This window comes from Occultella gossypii (assembly GCF_019947135.1).
GTDB lineage: Bacteria > Actinomycetota > Actinomycetes > Actinomycetales > Beutenbergiaceae > Occultella > Occultella gossypii.
In genome coordinates, this window is the sequence record NZ_JAGSHT010000021.1 from 124,335 (window position 1) to 140,891 (window position 16,557).

Genomic DNA, 16,557 nt, shown 5'->3' on the forward strand with positions numbered 1-16,557 from the left:
CCCACGGTAGGCGATCAACCCTGGGAGGCGCCGAGGTGTTCGTCGAGGAACGCGAGGGTGAGCGGCCACGCGGCGGCGGAGGCCCCCGCGTGGTGGAAGGCCGGGTTCGGGTTGTCGAACGCGTGACCGGCGCCCTCGTGCAGGTGGAACTCGGCACGGTCGTTGTCCGCGGTGACGGCGGCGCGGATCTTCTCGACCACGTCGAGCGGGATGTAGGCGTCCTCGGTCCCGAAGTGGTGCAGGCTCGGGTTGCCGACCGCCTGCGCCAGATCGAGCAGGTTCGGCAGCGCGGAGCCGTAGTAGGAGACGAGCGCGTCGACGGGCTCCAGGGCGGCCACGTTGAACGCGAGCCCGCCGCCGTAGCAGAAACCGATCACGCCGACGCCGCCGCTCACCTCCGGAGCCGCGCGCAACGCCGTCAGGGTCGTGCGGGCCTCGGCGAGGGCGTCCGCCCACGGCAGTTGCTGGGCGAGCGCCATGCCCTTGCCGAGCTGGTCCGGGTCATCGTCGTCCACCTCGCCGGCGTCCAGGCGCCAGTACAGCTGCGGCGCGTACACGACGTACCCGGCCCGCGCCAGGTCCGCTGCGCGGTCCCGGATGTATTCGCTGACGCCGAAGATCTCCTGCAGCAGGAGCAGGCCGGGGCCGATGCCCGACGGCGGCAGCCACCTGTGCACAGGCAGGTCACCGGAGCCCGTGGGTACGGTGCGGACCTCATGGGTCGGGTCGGTCATGACGGTCACGGTAGCGGTACCGACCCTCGGGTGGGGGAGGGACATCCCCGGCCCGGGGGATGTGCGCCGCGACGCGGCTCGCGAGCGTGTTTCGCATGACCACCCGGATTCTTCAGACGACCCACGCACCGCCGGCCGTTCGGTGGGCCGCCCGGATCGGTATCGCCTCGCTGCTGCCCTACGCGCTCATCAAGACCTACTGGGCCATGGGCGGTCGAGCCGGACTGAGGGATGGCTTCGATTTGGCCACGGAGTTCCGGCGCAACGGTGCGCCCGAGGCGATCATCTGGCTGGAGCGGCACGGCATCGACTTCACCGCCATCCTCGCTCTCGTGGGATCGGTCCTGCTGGTCGCACTGATCCGGCCCTGGGGGATGCGGCTGCCGCGATGGATGGTGCTCGGGCCGGCTTGGGCGGGCGCGGCGTTCCTCGTCCCGTACGGCACCCTGACGGCGGTCGTCGCACTCGCCGGCTCGAACGATGACCGAACCGCCGCCACCACCGGCTGGCTCACGGCAGCAGCCGTCGCCGCCTTCTGTGGGATCGGAAGCGCGCTCGCCATCTGCGCGCGGTCATATCAGCGGCGTTCGGCACCGCGACATGACTCGGGTCGGTCGTGACCGTCACGGCAGTGGTCCCCCGCGCGGGGGAGAGGTGTCCCCGCACCGGGGGGTGCGCACCGCACCGCGGTTCGCGAGCGTGGTGGCATGAACCTGCAGACCCCTCAGAGATCACGGGCACCACAGGCCCTTCGGACCACCCGGACGGCACGCCGGCTCACTGTCTTCGCCGGCTGGGCCATGGTCGCGATCGCGGTGCTCCACACCCTCGCCATCGCCGTGCACCCGTACTGGGCCGAGTGGTTCGCCGGCGGGCTCCGGGGGTCGGACCCCGACCCCCTCTCGCTGGCCACGTTCTGGGCCCTACCCGGTGGCTTCGTGCCGGTGCTGGCTCTGCTCGGGCTGCTCACCGTCCGGCTGGGACGGCGCGGCGAGCGACTGCCCGGCTACGTCGGCTGGGTGCTGCTGGCCTGGGTCGTGACCGCCATCGCCCTGATCGGTCCGAGCGGCTTCCTCTTCGGGATCGTCCCGGCGGTCGCGCTCATCGCGTCCTCCGTGCTCGGTCGCCGCGACCGCGTGCCGGACCACCACGCCCAGGTGGCGGCGCTCCGATAATCCGTTGTCCGCACCCGCCGGCGGAACCTACCGTGGCGGCCATGGGCAACTACTTCATGATGGTGCGTCGTGTCCGGGAACGGGCAACGACGATGGGGCTGGCACCGACTCCGCAAGACCTGGGCTGAACGGATCCTCGACGGCATCGCCGTCCTCGACACCGACCTCGTCCTGGACCTCGGGTCGGGGACCGGTGCGCTGACGCTGCCGATAGCGGCACGCGGGGCCCGGGTGATCGCCGTCGAACTGCATGCCGGCCGCGTGAACCGGCTCCGCGACGCCGTCGCCGGTCATGACCGGGTGACGGTGGTGGAGGGTGACATGCTGGAGGTGCCGCTGCCCCACCGTCCGTTCCGAGTGGTGGCGAACCCGCCATATGCGGCCGCCGCCGCGTTGGTGCGGCGGCTCACCGAGCGCGACTCGGCACTGCGGCGGGCGGACCTCGTGGTGCCCCGGTGGATGGCGAACCGGTACGCGGCCGCCCCGCCGCGCGGGTTCACCGCCGAGATCGGCGCCCACGTGCCGGCTCGGGCGTTCGACCCGCCACCGCGGGACGACAGCGCCGTGCTGGTGCTACGCCGGGTCAGGTCGCCGCGCCGACGCCGCGGATCGCGGCGCCGTCCCGCGCCGCGCTGACCGGTGTCAGTGTGCGCCGATCACGCAGACGTCCGCCTCCGGGACCTCGGTGCCGGCCGAACGGGCGGTGAGAATCAGCCGCACCTGGGGTTCCGCACCCGGGATCAGGGAGGCTCTGGTGATCGCTGAGCTGGTCGGGATGCGCTGCTCGGCGGTCCAGGTTCGCCCGGATCGGAGGAGGTACGTCTGCACCCCGACGGGCTGGTCCCGCGGCACCATGTAGAGGCGCGTGATCGCCGGGTTGACCTGTTCGAGTTCGAGCAGCCCCAGGTCGCGTCCCAACTCGTGGACCGACCAGTCGCCACCGGACCAGACCGCCGAGTTGATGACCTTCGTGTCCGCGTCCTGGGTGTTGAACACCAGCAACGGGCGACCCGCCACTTCGCCGACCACGTGCGTGTAGCCGATGTCCCGGCTCAGAGGCTTGGCGCGCTCGAGTTCGGAGTGCACCGCCTTGGTGGCCGCCTCCATCGTCTCCCCGTCGATCCAGGTGCCGAGATCGGTCCCGGCGGCGTTGTAGAAGTGCTCGTCGTCCGGGTGGAATGCCGCGTAGTAGAGGTTGCGGTGGTACCGGTCGTGCTCGTGGACCTCGGGCCCACCGCCGGCGAGCGTCCACACCAGGTGGAAGCGTTCCGGTGACCGCCCATGCGCTGACGTGTGCCGGACCTGACCGAGGTAGACCTCGTTCAGATTGTCAGCACGTCCGGCGGATCCGATCGCCCAGGGAGCGTCCGGAGCGCCCCGAACCCAGGTGCGCCCGTTGTCGCGGGAGACCAGGTACAGAACCGGTCGATCATCGGTGAAGGCCTCCTCATCGACGAACTGGGAGGTCTGGCGGTAGAAGAGGTAGATGTCGCCGAAGTCGGACTTGACCGGCATCGGGTAGCTCGAGAAGGCCGCAAGCGGGATCTCGGCGTCGGTCCACGGCCCATCGACGCTGTGCGGGCTGGATCTGGCAACGCGCTGGGTGGAGTTGTGCGCGCCGTGGAAGACCAGCAGCGCGCCGTCGTCGGCCTGGACCATGGCCGGATAATTGTGCGCGTCGGGGAACGGCGACGTACCCACGCGGCGTGGGGCCGACCAGAGCCCGGTGACGTGGGAGTACGCGGCCACGTACGGGTGTGACGCCGCTCCGATCCAGCTGATGAACGTCTGCTGCGACCGGGGATCGTAGACGCCGCCGGCCATCGGTCGCCGGTCGGACTTGGTCGCGGCCGACGGGGCCACCACACGCGCGTCCAGTCGCTCGTGCGGCGTGGTTGCGCGGGCGGCCGGCCGCGACGGTGCGCCGAACGCGGGCGCCGCGAACCGCCCAGGCAGGGCAGCGGCTGCCGTGGCGCCGCTGCCGATGGCGAGGAACTGTCGTCGAGAGATCGGAAATGCCATGACGTGTCCTTTCACGAAGGGAGCCCGGAGGGCCGGCCCGGCAGGCCCTCCGGCAGGCGTCACTGCTGGGCGGCGTAGGCCTCCTCGTACTCGGCGCGGATGTCGTCCCCGCCACCGGATCGCCAGGACGCGACCGTGTCGTCCCACGAGTCCACCGGTTCGCGGCCGAGCAGGATCCCGTTGCGGGCGTCGTTGAGCATCGTCGACAGCTGTCCGCCGACGCGGCCCTGGCTCTCCGAGTACAGGCCCCAGGACGCGGTCAGCGAGCTCGCCGGCACCGCGACGGCCTGGTGGTCGTACACCGCCTGGGCGACGTCGGGCATGCCGGGGAAGTACGTCTCCTTCGGTGCATCGACGAGGTACTCCACCGGGAACGCGCCGTTCGCGGTATAGGCCAGACCGTCCTGGTTCAGCACCGGCTCGGTCCCGTCCAACTCGAACGTCACCCCCTCGATGCCGTAGCTGCGGAAGAGGTGCTCCTCGGTGCCGAAGGGGGCGGCCAGCCAGTCCAGCACCTTCAGCAGCATCCTGATCCGGTCCGGGTCGGCCTGCGCGAGCGACGTGAACGAGTTGTTCGGCATCCCCTGCCACATCGGGGCCGGCTCACCGTCTGGACCGGGCGCGACCTGGAGGCCGAGTCGGTAGGCGTCACCGATGGTGTTCCGCGCGAAGAACCCGGCCACGGCCGTGTAGGTGTCCTCGATCACGGCGGCCGAGCCCTGGCTGAACCAGGCCTTGGCGTCGGCGTTCGCACCGCCCACGCCGTCCGGGTGGACCAGACCCTCTTCGACCAGCTTCCGGCCGAACTCCAGGGCATCCTTCTGCTCGGGGACCTCGAGCGCGTGGGTGAACGATCCGCTGGCGTCCACCATCCACTCGTTCTGGATGCCGAGCATGGCCTGGAGGACCACGAACGGCACCTCGGTGAGGGCCCACACATTGGCCTGGGTGTCGGTCATGTCGCGGCACAGCTGCAGGAACTCGTCGAGGCTGCCGAACGAGGGATCCACGCCGCGGGCCTCGAACAGGTCGTCCCGGGTGAAGATGATCTGGGACCCGGTGATGCCTCGCTGCACGGGCAGCCCGTAGAGCCTGCCGTTGTACACGGTGCCCCGCCAGGAGTCGGTGGGCAGGTTCGCCAGGAACGGGTAGTCGGCGATCGCATCCCCGGCGAGGAACTCGGTGAGGTCCTGGCACTTGGCCTCGAGGAACTGCGGTAGCTGGGACAGCGAATCGTCCACGTTGAAGATGTCGCCCAGGTTGTCGCCCGCCACCGCTGTCGCGAACCGCTGCGGGTAGTCGGCTCCGGGGGTGATGGACAGCTGCAGTTCGGAGCCGACCCGCTCGTTCAGTTCGGCCCAGTAGGGGTTGCGGTCGGCTGTGGGCGGGATCGGGGCGAACGTGCCCATCGATGCCGAGATCGGGCTGCCGTCGCCCGGCTTCTCGGTGGTGGCCGGCTGCGGGTCGGCCGGGTAGGCGAAGAACACGTTCGGGATGCCGCCCTCGCCCGTGATGTCGGGCTGGACGCCCTGGTACGGGATGTAGCTCGGCAACACCGAGGCGGCTGCGGACGCAGCTGCCGAAGGGTCGTCACCGCCACTCGATGAACCTGAGCAGCTTGCCAGGACCGGGGCGGCCGCGAGCGCGGCCAGTCCTCCGAGGCCGCCACGTAGGACGGTGCGACGAGAGATGGAACTGCTCATGGTGCATTCCTTTCGTTTCCGGGGGGTCGGGCCGTCGTTGCACCGGGCAGTCAGCCTTTGACTGCTCCGGTGAGGACGCCCTTGGCGAAGTGCTTCTGGAGGAACGGGTAGACGATCAGGATCGGGACGATCGTGACGACGAGGATGGCCATCTGGACCGAGGCCTGGGGCGGCACCACGTCAACCGTGGCGCCGAGGTCGGAAGCCCCGAGTTCGGCGTTGTTCACGACGTAGGTCCGTAGGACGAGCTGCAGTGGCCACTTGCTGGAGTCGTTCATGTACAGGAGCGCGTTGAAGAACGCGTTCCAGTACCCGACGGCGTAGAACAGGCCGATCACGGCGAGGACGGCCTTGGACAGCGGGAGCATGATCCGGGTGAAGATCGTCAGGTGTCCGGCACCGTCGATCCGGGCGGAGTCCGTCAGCTCGGCCGGGACCCCCATGAAGAAGGCCCGCAGCACGATCACGTTGAAGCCGCTCAGGGCAGTCGGCAGGATCAGCGCCCAGTAGCTGTCCAGGAGCCCGAACTCCTTGACCACCAGGTAGTTCGGGATCATCCCGGGAGAGAACAGCAGGGTCAGCAGGACGAGCATCAGCATCGGCTTCTGCCCGAACGAGCCGTGCCGGGAGAGGGCGTAGGCGAGCATGGTCGAGGCGACCAGGCTCACCGCGGTGCCGACCAGGGTGATCCCGATGCTGACGAGCATCGCCTGCGACACGACTCCGCCGGCGAAGATCGACCGATAGGCGTCCAGGGTGACGCTCGAGGGCAGCAGGACGAACCCGCCCGCCGCGTTGACCTGTTCGCGGCTCGCCACGCTCGTGGACAGGATGCCGACGAACGGGATGATCACGAGGGCGCAGATCACCGTCAGGGCGATGCCCTTCAGGACGCGCGCCGGCATCGGCGGGGCATCCAGGCGACGTGTTGCGCTCATGACTTGTACACCCCTGCCTCGCCGAAGATGTGGGCCACCTTGTTGGCGCCGAGCACGAGGAGCACGCCCACCAGCCCCTTGACGAGGCCGACCGCGGCCGACACGCCCCACTGGCCACCGACGATCCCGTTGTTGTAGACGTAGGTGTCCAGGACCTCGCTCGCTGCGAGCCCGACGGCCTGCTGCTGCAGGATGATCTGCTCGAAACCGACGGTCAGCGAGTCACCGAGGCGCAGGATCAGCAGCAGGATGATGAGGCCGCGGATGCCGGGCAGTGTCACGTGCCAGAGTTGTCGGGTCCGGGAGGCGCCGTCGACGCTGGCCGCTTCGTAGAGCGAGGAGTCGATCTGCGAGAGGGCGGCCAGGAACAGGATCGTCGCCCATCCGGTGTCCTTCCAGATGACCTGGGTGGTCAGCAGTCCCACGAACAGGTCGGAGTTGCCCATCAGCGAGATGGGGTCCAGGCCGTGTGCGCGCAGGGTGTTGTTGAGCAGCCCGCTGCCGCCGACCATCTGCTGGAAGACCGCGACGACGATCACCCAGGACAGGAAGTGCGGCATGTAGAGGATCGACTGCACCACCCGCTTCACGCGCTCGGAGAGGAGGCTGTTCAGGAGCAATGCCAGCGCGATCGGAGCGGGGAAGACGAACAGCACCTGCACCAGGGTCAGGACCAACGTGTTCCGCAGCGCACGCAGGAACGCCGGATCGCCGTTGAAGATGATCTCGAAGTTCTGCCAGCCCACCCAGGGACTCGACCCGAACGGCAGGAACGGGACGTAGTCCTGGAACGCGATGACGTTCCCGACCAGTGGCAGGTAGTGGAACCCGAGGACGAGGGCCAGGCCGGGCAGCGCCATCAGGATCAGGGCACGGTCGCGATGGAAGCGGTGATGCCAGCGGGTGCTGCGCCGTGGTGACCGGCTCGGGGACGGCTCAGGGCCGGCCGGGCCGTTGCGATCGCGTGCCGGCACGGGTCTTGTCACGGTGTGACTCACGCTCTCCTCCTTTGGATGCGGGTCGACGAATGGGTGGGAGGCGCCGCCGGTCAGACCGGTCCGGCGGCGCTCTCGTAGAGCCGGCGGGCGAGCGCGAGGTCCCGTGCGACGACCTCGGCGAGCGGGCCGTCCGGCGCGGTGTACTGGGCGCTCAGGCAGACCGGGCCGGCGTAGTTGCGTGCGCGCAGCTGGGTCATCACGGTCGACCAGTCGGACAAGCCGTCCGCGCCCTCCACGAACCACGAGCGCCACTGCGTGCGGGTCCGGTCGGCGGAGTCATGGCCCGGCTCCGGCGGGAGCTGGCGGTAGACCGCGTTCTTCAGGTTCACGATGTCCAGGCGCGGCGCCGCGATCTCCAGGGTGAGCGTCGGATCGTCGCCGGCGAGCGCGTCGTGTGCTGCGTCCCAGATCAGCGTGAAGTCAGCATGCGGAAGCCCGTCGAGCAGGTCCAGGACCTGCGCGGTGGAGGCCACGTACCGGCCATGGTGGGGCTGGACGCCCACCTTCACGCCGTACTGGCGGGCCCACCGGGCCGACTGCTGCAACTGGGCCCGGAACCGGGCCACGGATGCGATGTAGCCGTCCGCCTCGATCGGTGCCATCACCCGGATGGTCGGCACGCCGGAGGCCTGGCACGCCGCGAACGTCGGTTCGGTCAGGTCGGCGGCGACGCTGATCGGGACGACGCCGGAGTCCTCGAGCTGCGCCACGAACTCGGGCAGGCGCGCCTCGACCCGCTGCGGGGTGACGAAACTGTTCGGCCGCACCGGGATCTCGACCCCGGCGAATCCGATGTCCGAGACGAGGGTGCCGAGCTGCGCCCCGGAGAGGTCGGCCCACGGCTTGGCGAAGACCGACCAGGTGACCCGGTCCCGGGACAGCACGCCCGCCTGGTGATCCGCCGGGGCCACGGCTCCGTGTCCATGCTGTGTCATCGCCATCAGTCCTGCTCTCCGTAGTTCAAGGGCCGTGCCAGCGCCCGGATCCGGTCCTCGTCGACCTCGATGCCCAGCCCCGGACCGTTCGGAACCTGCGCCACGCCGTCGGTGATCTGCAGCCCGTCCACGAACAGCTCGGCGAGCAGTTCCGGACCGTTCAGTTCGGCGGGCAGCGCCAGGTCGACGAGGCTGAACAGGTGCAGGGCGGCCGCGAACCCGATTCCGCAGTCGGTCAGGCCGCTCGCGAGCACCTCGAGTCCGTGCGCCTCGGCCACCGCCACGGTGCGCTGTGCCGCGCGCAGGCCGCCCGACTTGCAGACCTTCACCACGACCAGGTCGGCGAGGTCGAGCGTCGCGCTCCGCGCCAGGTCGGCACTGCTGAAGCTGCCTTCATCGATGGCGATGGGAAGGTCGATCATCTCCCGCACCCGTCTCATCCCGCCCCAGTCCACGCTCGGGACCGGTTGCTCGAGGCAGTACAGGTGTGGCACGTCCTCGATCTGCTCGAGGAGCTGTCGCACGGCCGACGGCCGGTAGGACTGGTTCGCGTCCAGCCAGATGGGCTTGCCGTCGGCGTGGCTGGCGACGGTGCGCACCGCGGCCGCGTCCGCAGCGACATCGCCGGAGATCTTCACCTTGAACGCGTGCATCGCGCTGGACTCGAGCACCCGGTCGCGGATCACGTCGAGCGGGTCCACTCCGATCGCGGAGCAGAGCGGTAGCTCGGTGCGGGTGGCTCCGCCGAGCAGGGCATGCACGGGCAGTCCGAGCACCCGGCCGGCGAGGTCGTGCAGGGCGATGTCCACCGCAGCCCGTGCGAACGGGAAGCCGCTGGAGACCGACGGGCTCAGGAGTGCGCTTGCCCGCCGATGGAACGCCTCGACCTGGGTGGGGTCGGTGCCGATGAGCAGCGGTGCCAGGTACCGGCGGACGATCACCGCCATCGTCTCGATCGTCTCGTGGCTCCAGCTCGGGAGGGCACGCTGTTCGCCCCAGCCCACCTGTCCGTCGTCCGCCGTGATCCTGACGAACAGCACGTCGCCGTCCTGGTGGGCCGAACCGACCGATCCGCTGCCGAGCACGAACCGGTGCTTGAACGGCACCGGAACGGCGAACACCTCCACTGTGGCGATCCGGCTGCTGACGCGCGGCGTCTCGGCGCGGGGAGCCGTCTGCACGGCGCTCACGCGCTGACCGCCAGACGCTGGGGGTCGACGAACGAGGTGCCCCGGGTGCCGTCGCGCAGCCATGCGGTGACGTCCGCCATCACGAACGCGGTCAGGTCCGCGTGCCCTTGGACGGTGTCCCCGGCGACGTGCGGGGTGAGGAGTACGTTCGGGGCGGTCAACAGCTCGGCAGCGAGGGTCGGCGGTTCGACCTCGAACACGTCGAGGGCAGCGAGGATCCGGCCCTGCCGGATCGCCTCGGTGACGGCGGGGCCGTCCAGTGTGGCGGCACGAGCGGAGTTGATCAGGACGGTGCCCGGGCGGATCGCGCCGATGAGGTCGGCGCCGATGAGGCCCTCGGTCTCCGGTGTGCTCGGCACGTGGATGGAGATGACGTCGGCATCCATCACCTCCAGCAGGGACGCCTGGCGCACCCCCAGTGTGGCCGCCCGCTCCGCGGTGAGGTACGGGTCGTACACGCACAGGTCGACGGCGAACGGCCGGAGGAGCCGGATCAGCGCGCGTGCCGTGGAACTCGCGCCGACCAGCCCCACGGTGCGCCCGGTCAGTTCCGAGCCACGCAGTTGCGGCTGCTTCCACCCGCCGGCCCGGACGGCCCGATCGAGCTCGGGCAGTCGGCGCAGCAGGGTCAGGATCGCACCGAGGCAGTACTCACCGACCGAGAGGGCGATCCGCTCCCCGGCCGAGAACACCGCCGTGCCCGCCGCCATCGCGTCGGCGTCGATAAGCCGCTTCACGGACCCGGCCGCGTGTGCCACCACCTTCGGGGCGCCGGCCGCCGTCAGGAGCGCCGTGTCCAGGTGCGGCGTGCCCCAGCTGGTGAGCACCACGTCGGCTCCGCTGACGAGCTCGGCGACCTCGGCAGCGCCGAGCTCAGCGCTACCCCAGCGCACTGCGAAGCTGGTCTCCAGCCAGTCGCGGGTGGCGGGTGCGCACACGTCCTCGGCTCGGGCAGGGGTCATCACGGCAGAAAGGCTGATCACGCAGGTCTCCTTGGGGCTGAACGAGGTGGCGGCTGACTGGAGGTTAAGCGGTGATCGCGATACTCGTCCAAGGCCGTTTTCGCATCGCTTGATACCTTTTGCGCATGATGTATTCGTTGGCTCAACTCCGCGGGTTCGTCGCGGTGGCCGAGCACGGTCATTTCGGCCGCGCGGCGGAGGCTCTGCTGATGAGCCAGCCGCCACTGAGCCGGCAGATCCAGGCGCTGGAGCGTGCGGTCGGGGTGTCCCTGTTCGACCGCGGTCCGCGCGGCGTGCAACTGACCGTGGCCGGGCACGTGTTCCTGCGCGACGCCCGCCGCATCCTCTCCCTTGCCGACGGAGCACCGGAGACGGCGCGGAGGGTGGCGGCGGGCCAGGCCGGCCGGATCCAGGTCGCCTTCATCAGCGCCGCGGCACTGAGCATCCTGGAGCCGCTGCTCACCGAGATCAGTTTCGAGCTCGCGCAGCTGGAGGTCGCCCTCGTCGAACTCAGCGGGACCGAACAGCTCCAGGCGCTCGCCGACGGCCGGATCGACCTCGGCCTGGTGCGGCCGCCGGTGCCCACCGAGGAGCTCGAGGCCCAACCCGTGCATGCCGAGCCGCTGATCGTGGCGCTTCCCGACGGCCATCACCTCGCCCAGGCGGACGGGCCGATCGCCCCGGCGGACCTCATCGACGAGCCGATCCTCGAGTACGCCGAGGACGGCACCAACTACCTGCACGACCTGTGCGTCCGGCTGCTCGGCAGCGAGAACTTCGTCGCCGCGCAACGTGTCTCCCAGCTGTCCACGGCGCTCGCCCTGGTGCGGGCTCGCCGCGGTGTCGCCGTGGTGCCTCGGTCCGCGGCCGCGATGAGTTTCGAGGGCGTGATCTACCGGGACGTGGTGGGCCCGTCGCCACAGGTCTCGCTGCACGCCTGCTGGCGCCGGGACACGATGAACCCCGCACTCATCAACGTGATCGCCTACCTTCGAGCCCGGTTGCAGCCCTGACCCCGACCGGGCCGGCTGTCGGCGGTCCTTGGCATACTCGCACGCATGCTCACGCGCCGGGACCTCGCCCTGCTCCGCCTCCTCGCGCAGCGCCTCGCCGGTCCACGTCTCGCGACGCCGGCGGACGCGGTGCGTCACCTCGGCGCCGCGCAGGCGCAGGACCTTCCGGGTGCCCTCACGTCCATCGCACTGCGGGTCGACGGCGGAACTCGCCAGGCCGTCCAGGTCGCCCTGGCCTCGGGGCAGGTGGTCCGCTCCTGGCCGATGCGTGGGACGCTGCACCTGGTGCCGGCCGAGGATCTCGGCTGGATGCTGGGCATCACCGGCCCGCGCATGATCGCCGGTGCCGCGCGCCGTCGCGCCGAACTGGGCATCACCGAGACCGTTCTGGACCAGGCCCGGGAGGTAGCCCTCGGGGCGCTCGCGGATGAACCCGGGCGGCCCGCGCCGGCCGCTGTCGCCGGCGGTGAGGAGACCACACGTCCCGCCGGGCTGCGCCGGTCGGACCTGTTCGGGCTCTGGGATGCGGCGGGCCTGCTCGTACAGTCGCAGACCGCGGTGCACCTGCTCGGCCAGCTCTGTCAGGAGACCACGCTCGTCCTCGGGCCGCTGTCAGGCACCGAGCAGCTCGTGGTCGGCTACCAGGACTGGATCCCCGAACCGGTGCGTCTCGACCGCGACCAGGGCCTGGCCGAGTGGGCCCGCCGCTACCTGCGCAGCCACGGCCCGGCCACCGACCGGGACCTGGCCCGCTGGGCGTCGCTCAGCCTCACCGACGCCCGCGCCGGGATGGCCGCCGTCCGTGGCGAGTTCACTGCCGTCGACCTCGACGGCGTCGAACATCTCATGGATCCGGCGCTCCCGGACCTGCTCGCCGACCACCGCGCCGACGCGCGCCGGCTCCGGCTGCTGCCCGGGTTCGACGAGTTCGTGCTCGGCTACGCCGACCGCACGTTCACGGTGCCGAAGGAGTTCGAGGATCGGATCGTGCCCGGCGGCAACGGCATGTTCCGGTCCACCGTGGTCAAGGGCGGCCAGGTGATCGCCACCTGGAGGCGCGCCGGCACGGGCGCGAAGGCCCGGATCGACCCGGAGCCGTTCGCCTCACTCGGCCCGCGCGACCTCGCCGCCATCGAACGGCGCTACGCCGAGCTGCCCTGAGCCGCCGAGCGTGCGATTCCCCCGGTGGCCCGCGGCTCGGAACGTGGTGACCGCGCGTTCGCCAGCCATCGGCGCGGCGACGGGGTGGGATCGGTAGGTCCGCATCCCGGTCGATCGTGGGGGCATGAGAAGCCTCCTCGGTCTGGTGCGGACGCTCGCGATCATCGCGGCGGTGTGCGCTGCGGTGTCCTTGATCGCCGGCCCGATGCTCCTGATCGTCGGCAGCAACGACTTCCGGCAGGGCACCACGGACATCGATGGGGATGTGGGTTCCCTGGTGACCCTGCTCACGAACGACTATCTGGGCGGGGGCCGGTGCACCTTCGAGGGTGCCCTGACCCAGGTGGAGACGCTGTCATCGGGCAGTTACGAGATCAACGGGGTGCCGTTCTTCGCGCAGGCCACGCTAGAGGTGACCGGCTCCGGCGGCGGGTCGATCGCCTGCGAACCCGGGCTGCTCTACTACGTCTCGCCGACGCCGTCGTGGCTGGCCGGACCGGTGCGGGCACTGTCCGGGCTTGGCCTGGCCGGCCCGATCGTCACGATCGGGCTCGGCATCGCGGTCGCGTTCGTGACCGGTCTGGTCCGGTCGATGCTCGCCGAACCGAAGCGACGCCGCCCCGGGTCGCGACCGGACTCGCCGACCGGAGGCGACCCCGGTTGGTCCGCCCGACCGGATCTGCCGGAGCCGCCCGGGCTCAGGCCGAGGGAGTACCGAGCGCGGTGAGCCGCCCGGCGAGCAGGTCGACCTCGGTGGCGTTCTCGGTCAGTTCCAGCGCCCGGCGCAGCGCCGCGGCCGCCTCATCGGTCCGGCCCAGCTCGGTCAGGAACTGGGCCCGGGTCGCGTGGAACAGGTGGTAGCCGTCCAGGCCCGCACCGGCCAGGCCGTCCACCTCGGCCAGCGCGGGACCCGGCCCGGCCACCTGCGCGAGGGCGACGGCCCGGTTCAACCGCACCACCGCCGTCGGGCTCATCGAGAGCAGCCGGTCGTAGAGGGCGAGCACCTGGAACCAGTCGGTGTCGGCGTGGGTGGCGGAATCGCTGTGCACCGCGTTGATCGCGGCCTGCACCTGGTAGGGCCCCGGTGCGCCCCGGCGCAGACACGCGCGCACGAGGTCCTGGCCCTCGGCGATCAGATCGGCATCCCAGCGGCCACGATCCTGATCCGCCAACGCCACGAACTGCCCCTCGGGCCCCGTGCGGGCCGTACGCCGGGACTCGGTGAGCAGCATCAGGGCGAGCAGGCCGCGCGCCTCCGGCTCGTCCGGCATCAGCTCGACGAGCACCCGGCCGAGTCTGATCGCCTCCGCGCACAGGTCGGCGCGGATCAGATCCTCGCCCGCGGAGGCGGTGTAGCCCTCGTTGAAGATCAGGTAGACGACCGCGAGCACGGACGTCAGCCGGTCCGGCAGGTCGTGGTCCTCGGGCACCCGGTAGGGGATGTTCGCGGCCGTGATCTTGCGCTTGGCCCGCACGATCCGCTGCGCCATCGTGGCCTCGGGCACCAGGAACGCCCGCGCGATCTCCGGCGTGGTGAGTCCCCCGAGCGTGCGCAGCGTCAACGCGACCCGGGCGGCCGGCGCGATGGCGGGGTGGCAGCACGTGAAGATCATCCGCAGCTGGTCGTCCCTCACCGGACCCACCGGCTCGGGTTCGTCGCGGGCGTGCAGGAGCGCCGCCTCGGCGTACTTGTCATGGCTCTTCGCCTCCCGGCGGAGCCGGTCGATGGCCCGGTTGCGTGCGGTCACCACGATCCACGCCCCGGGGTTCGGTGGCGTCCCATCCTGGGGCCACTTCTCGACGGCGGCGATGAATGCGTCCTGCACCGCATCCTCGGCGAGCGAGAGGTCGCCGAGGATGCGGGTCAGGGTGGCCACGCACCGTCCGTGTTCGGAACGAAAAACCTGTCCGACGGCGGCGGTCGCGTCAGTGCTCATCGACGGCTCGTCGGCGGCTCACTCGGTCGGTACCGCCTGGAACGGACGGACCTCGACGGGGGAGAAGCAGGCCTTCGAGGCCTGGTCGGCGTACGCCAGGGCCGCGTCCAGGTCCGGGGCCTCGATCACCCAGAAGCCGCCGAGCTGTTCCTTGGTCTCCAGGAACGGGCCGTCGGTGACCACGGCGTCGCCCTGGGTGCTGTCGACCTTGGTGGCGGTACTGGACGGCTCGAGGCCGCCGCCGAACACCCAGGCCCCGGCCTGCTGGAGCGAGTCGTTGAAGGCACCCACCTGGGCGTAGGCCTCCTCGAGGCCCTCCGCGGGGATGTCGGCCATCTCCTGGTCGGTGCTCCAGATGGAGAGCAGGTACTGCGTCATGTCGGTTCCTCCTGTTCGGGGTGGGTCCCTCTGACCCGCCTCTCATCCCTGCTACGAACGACGGATGTCCCGATCGACACCCTCGCCCAGATTTCTTTCGGAAGTTTTCTCCGGCCCTCGAGAACCTCAGGTGACGAACGCCTCCCGGGCCGCCCCGAGGTACGCGGCGAGCCGGTCCGCCGCGGCCTCGACCGCCTTCACCTGTTCCGGGGTGAGGCCGGCGGCGAGCTTCAGTTCGATCCGTGCGACACCCCGGCCCGGCGCCCGCTTCCAGGTGCCCGCGTTGAGCCCGTCGACCAGGACCGTGGAGGCGTACGGGTCGATCCACGGGTCTGCGTCCGGCCCACGCGGATGGTCCGGCGCGACCGGAAAACCCAGCGCCGGGTAGGTGAGCGTGACCTCGTCATAGATCGGCAGCAGATGCGCTCGCGGGGCCTCCGGTGCGGTCCGGGCCGGGACCGTGGGGTCGAGCCACAGCGGGGTCCCGTCCACCTCCACCCGCTCCAACCGGTCACCGAGGATCTCGAGTCCGAGCCGCACCTCGGCCTGGGTCAGCTTCGTCCACCGCGTCAGGTCCTTGATCGATGCCGGCCCGTGCCCGGCGTAGAACCGATGCACCAGCCGGGCCACCGCCTCGTCCCGGTCGAGCGGGGTCTCCGGCGGCACGACCTCGTCCACCAGGAGGTACGTGTGCTGGGCGCCCTTCATCGGCCCGCTGACGATCACCCCGTGGAGTTCGTTCATCAGGTGCAGGTCCCCGAGCGCCAGGCCCTTGTGCGGCAGGCCGGCGGCCTCCATGTGCGGGGCGATCTCCCGGCGGGTCAACGCCGTGCGTCCCGCCAGGACCTTCCGGAACACGTCCGCACCCCGAGCCGCCACGTCCTCGTCCAGGCCGAGCCGGGCGAAGTGGCCGCGCATCGACGAGAGCACCTTCGGCGAGGTCAGCCCGAGGATCCAGCGCAGGTCCTGCGGCGCCACGAAGTGCCAGGTGGGGCGCAGGATGTGGGTACGCAGGAACTGACCCTCGTCGAACGCGGCCCGCACCCCGTCATCGGTCCCGCCCCGGGTGCGCATGCCGAGCGACCACATCGCGTTCGGGGCCTCCTGCGACTGCACGCAGGTCAGCAGCCGGACGACGTCCGCGGGCTCAGGAAGGCCGGACGAGGTCAGCCGCTGCGTGGCCATCCGACGGCGCAGCACCCACTCCCGCGTGATCCCCATTGCGGGTAACTATTCCCCATTCCGGCCGGTCGCGGGAGTCCCCCGGCCGTGATCCAGCGGTGCCGGGCCGGCATTGCGTCTCACCTGTCGGACAAACCGGGAGGCTCGCCGCCGGCCCGATCCGGACGGGCCAGGATGGTCGCCGGATCCCGAGCTGCAGTGTGCACCGGGAAACTCGGGGGAGAACCAA

Annotated in this window: 17 protein-coding genes; 6 read left to right on the top strand and 11 right to left on the bottom strand. The window is 70.7% G+C overall.

All coding sequences use genetic code 11. The features are described 5' to 3' along the window. Positions 1-14: 14 nt before the first annotated feature. Positions 15-734: a dienelactone hydrolase family protein gene (locus KCQ71_RS21585; protein ID WP_223410037.1), complete on the bottom strand. Its 720-nt coding sequence runs from the start codon at positions 732-734 to the stop codon at positions 15-17. 95 nt (positions 735-829) lie between these two features. On the opposite strand from KCQ71_RS21585, the gene KCQ71_RS21590 reads away from it, so the two are divergent. From KCQ71_RS21590 to KCQ71_RS21600, 3 genes are all read left to right on the top strand, one after another. Further along, positions 830-1,354 carry a DUF3995 domain-containing protein gene (locus tag KCQ71_RS21590; protein WP_223410040.1) on the top strand — a complete coding sequence of 175 codons (525 nt, stop codon included), beginning with the start codon at positions 830-832 and terminating at the stop codon, positions 1,352-1,354. 87 nt (positions 1,355-1,441) lie between these two features. Further along, positions 1,442-1,909, top strand: a complete 468-nt coding sequence (locus KCQ71_RS21595; protein ID WP_223410044.1) for a DUF6463 family protein — start codon at positions 1,442-1,444, stop codon at positions 1,907-1,909. Between the two features lie 69 nt (positions 1,910-1,978). Continuing rightward, positions 1,979-2,545, top strand: coding sequence for a 23S rRNA (adenine(2058)-N(6))-methyltransferase Erm(C) (locus tag KCQ71_RS21600; protein ID WP_223410046.1), 567 nt, complete (start codon positions 1,979-1,981; stop codon positions 2,543-2,545). A 6-nt stretch (positions 2,546-2,551) separates the two neighbouring features. Here KCQ71_RS21600 and KCQ71_RS21605 read toward each other — a convergent pair whose 3' ends face one another. From KCQ71_RS21605 to KCQ71_RS21635, 7 genes are read right to left on the bottom strand one after another with little or no spacing between them, the layout of a single operon-like run. Beyond that, the gene (locus tag KCQ71_RS21605; RefSeq protein ID WP_223410049.1) at positions 2,552-3,931 is read right to left on the bottom strand and encodes a BNR-4 repeat-containing protein; all 1,380 of its coding nucleotides are present in this window, start codon (positions 3,929-3,931) and stop codon (positions 2,552-2,554) included. Between the two features lie 59 nt (positions 3,932-3,990). Continuing rightward, positions 3,991-5,634, bottom strand: coding sequence for an extracellular solute-binding protein (locus KCQ71_RS21610; RefSeq protein ID WP_223410052.1), 1,644 nt, complete (start codon positions 5,632-5,634; stop codon positions 3,991-3,993). Positions 5,635-5,684: 50 nt separating this feature from the next. Beyond that, a complete protein-coding gene (locus KCQ71_RS21615) occupies positions 5,685-6,572 on the bottom strand; it encodes a carbohydrate ABC transporter permease (protein ID WP_223410054.1) in 888 nt (295 codons plus the stop codon). Beyond that, complete coding sequence (locus tag KCQ71_RS21620; RefSeq protein WP_223410057.1) at positions 6,569-7,570, bottom strand: ABC transporter permease; 1,002 nt, start codon at positions 7,568-7,570, stop codon at positions 6,569-6,571. Before KCQ71_RS21620 ends, KCQ71_RS21615 begins: the two co-directional genes overlap by 4 nt. 50 nt (positions 7,571-7,620) lie before the next feature. After that, positions 7,621-8,505 carry a sugar phosphate isomerase/epimerase family protein gene (locus KCQ71_RS21625; protein ID WP_223410060.1) on the bottom strand — a complete coding sequence of 295 codons (885 nt, stop codon included), beginning with the start codon at positions 8,503-8,505 and terminating at the stop codon, positions 7,621-7,623. Positions 8,506-8,510: 5 nt separating this feature from the next. Then, positions 8,511-9,695 (bottom strand): mandelate racemase/muconate lactonizing enzyme family protein, encoded by a 1,185-nt coding sequence (locus KCQ71_RS21630; RefSeq protein WP_223410063.1) that lies wholly within the window; start codon positions 9,693-9,695, stop codon positions 8,511-8,513. Next, positions 9,692-10,678 (bottom strand): hydroxyacid dehydrogenase, encoded by a 987-nt coding sequence (locus KCQ71_RS21635; RefSeq protein WP_223410065.1) that lies wholly within the window; start codon positions 10,676-10,678, stop codon positions 9,692-9,694. The genes KCQ71_RS21630 and KCQ71_RS21635 overlap by 4 nt, the downstream gene beginning before the upstream one ends. Positions 10,679-10,782: 104 nt before the next feature. Between KCQ71_RS21635 and KCQ71_RS21640 the strand changes: the two genes are divergently transcribed. The 3 genes from KCQ71_RS21640 (at position 10,783) to KCQ71_RS21650 (ending at position 13,558) form a co-directional block, all read left to right on the top strand. After that, positions 10,783-11,670: a LysR family transcriptional regulator gene (locus KCQ71_RS21640; RefSeq protein WP_223410083.1), complete on the top strand. Its 888-nt coding sequence runs from the start codon at positions 10,783-10,785 to the stop codon at positions 11,668-11,670. Between the two features lie 45 nt (positions 11,671-11,715). Further along, positions 11,716-12,831 carry a winged helix DNA-binding domain-containing protein gene (locus KCQ71_RS21645; RefSeq protein ID WP_223410086.1) on the top strand — a complete coding sequence of 372 codons (1,116 nt, stop codon included), beginning with the start codon at positions 11,716-11,718 and terminating at the stop codon, positions 12,829-12,831. A 124-nt stretch (positions 12,832-12,955) separates the two neighbouring features. Further along, positions 12,956-13,558 (top strand): hypothetical protein, encoded by a 603-nt coding sequence (locus KCQ71_RS21650; protein ID WP_223410089.1) that lies wholly within the window; start codon positions 12,956-12,958, stop codon positions 13,556-13,558. Here KCQ71_RS21650 and KCQ71_RS21655 read toward each other — a convergent pair. From KCQ71_RS21655 to KCQ71_RS21665, 3 genes are all read right to left on the bottom strand, one after another. Then, positions 13,530-14,768, bottom strand: coding sequence for an RNA polymerase sigma factor (locus KCQ71_RS21655; protein WP_223410091.1), 1,239 nt, complete (start codon positions 14,766-14,768; stop codon positions 13,530-13,532). The two genes, KCQ71_RS21650 and KCQ71_RS21655, sit on opposite strands and share 29 nt — an antisense overlap. 18 nt (positions 14,769-14,786) lie before the next feature. Then, positions 14,787-15,146, bottom strand: coding sequence for a YciI family protein (locus KCQ71_RS21660; RefSeq protein WP_223410107.1), 360 nt, complete (start codon positions 15,144-15,146; stop codon positions 14,787-14,789). 126 nt (positions 15,147-15,272) lie between these two features. After that, entirely contained in the window at positions 15,273-16,367 is a 1,095-nt protein-coding gene (locus tag KCQ71_RS21665; protein ID WP_223410109.1) for a winged helix DNA-binding domain-containing protein, read from the bottom strand. Positions 16,368-16,557: the final 190 nt, after the last annotated feature.

Bases quoted from the DNA above. Each gene is read 5' to 3' on its own strand.
- KCQ71_RS21585 (WP_223410037.1), bottom strand. From the start codon at position 734: ATGACCGACCCGACCCATGAGGTCCGCACCGTACCCACGGGCTCCGGT.
- KCQ71_RS21590 (WP_223410040.1), top strand. From the start codon at position 830: ATGACCACCCGGATTCTTCAGACGACCCACGCACCGCCGGCCGTTCGG.
- KCQ71_RS21595 (WP_223410044.1), top strand. From the start codon at position 1,442: ATGAACCTGCAGACCCCTCAGAGATCACGGGCACCACAGGCCCTTCGG.
- KCQ71_RS21605 (WP_223410049.1), bottom strand. From the start codon at position 3,931: ATGGCATTTCCGATCTCTCGACGACAGTTCCTCGCCATCGGCAGCGGC.
- KCQ71_RS21610 (WP_223410052.1), bottom strand. From the start codon at position 5,634: ATGAGCAGTTCCATCTCTCGTCGCACCGTCCTACGTGGCGGCCTCGGA.
- KCQ71_RS21615 (WP_223410054.1), bottom strand. From the start codon at position 6,572: ATGAGCGCAACACGTCGCCTGGATGCCCCGCCGATGCCGGCGCGCGTC.
- KCQ71_RS21625 (WP_223410060.1), bottom strand. From the start codon at position 8,505: ATGACACAGCATGGACACGGAGCCGTGGCCCCGGCGGATCACCAGGCG.
- KCQ71_RS21640 (WP_223410083.1), top strand. From the start codon at position 10,783: ATGATGTATTCGTTGGCTCAACTCCGCGGGTTCGTCGCGGTGGCCGAG.
- KCQ71_RS21645 (WP_223410086.1), top strand. From the start codon at position 11,716: ATGCTCACGCGCCGGGACCTCGCCCTGCTCCGCCTCCTCGCGCAGCGC.
- KCQ71_RS21650 (WP_223410089.1), top strand. From the start codon at position 12,956: ATGAGAAGCCTCCTCGGTCTGGTGCGGACGCTCGCGATCATCGCGGCG.
- KCQ71_RS21655 (WP_223410091.1), bottom strand. From the start codon at position 14,768: ATGAGCACTGACGCGACCGCCGCCGTCGGACAGGTTTTTCGTTCCGAA.
- KCQ71_RS21660 (WP_223410107.1), bottom strand. From the start codon at position 15,146: ATGACGCAGTACCTGCTCTCCATCTGGAGCACCGACCAGGAGATGGCC.
- KCQ71_RS21665 (WP_223410109.1), bottom strand. From the start codon at position 16,367: ATGGGGATCACGCGGGAGTGGGTGCTGCGCCGTCGGATGGCCACGCAG.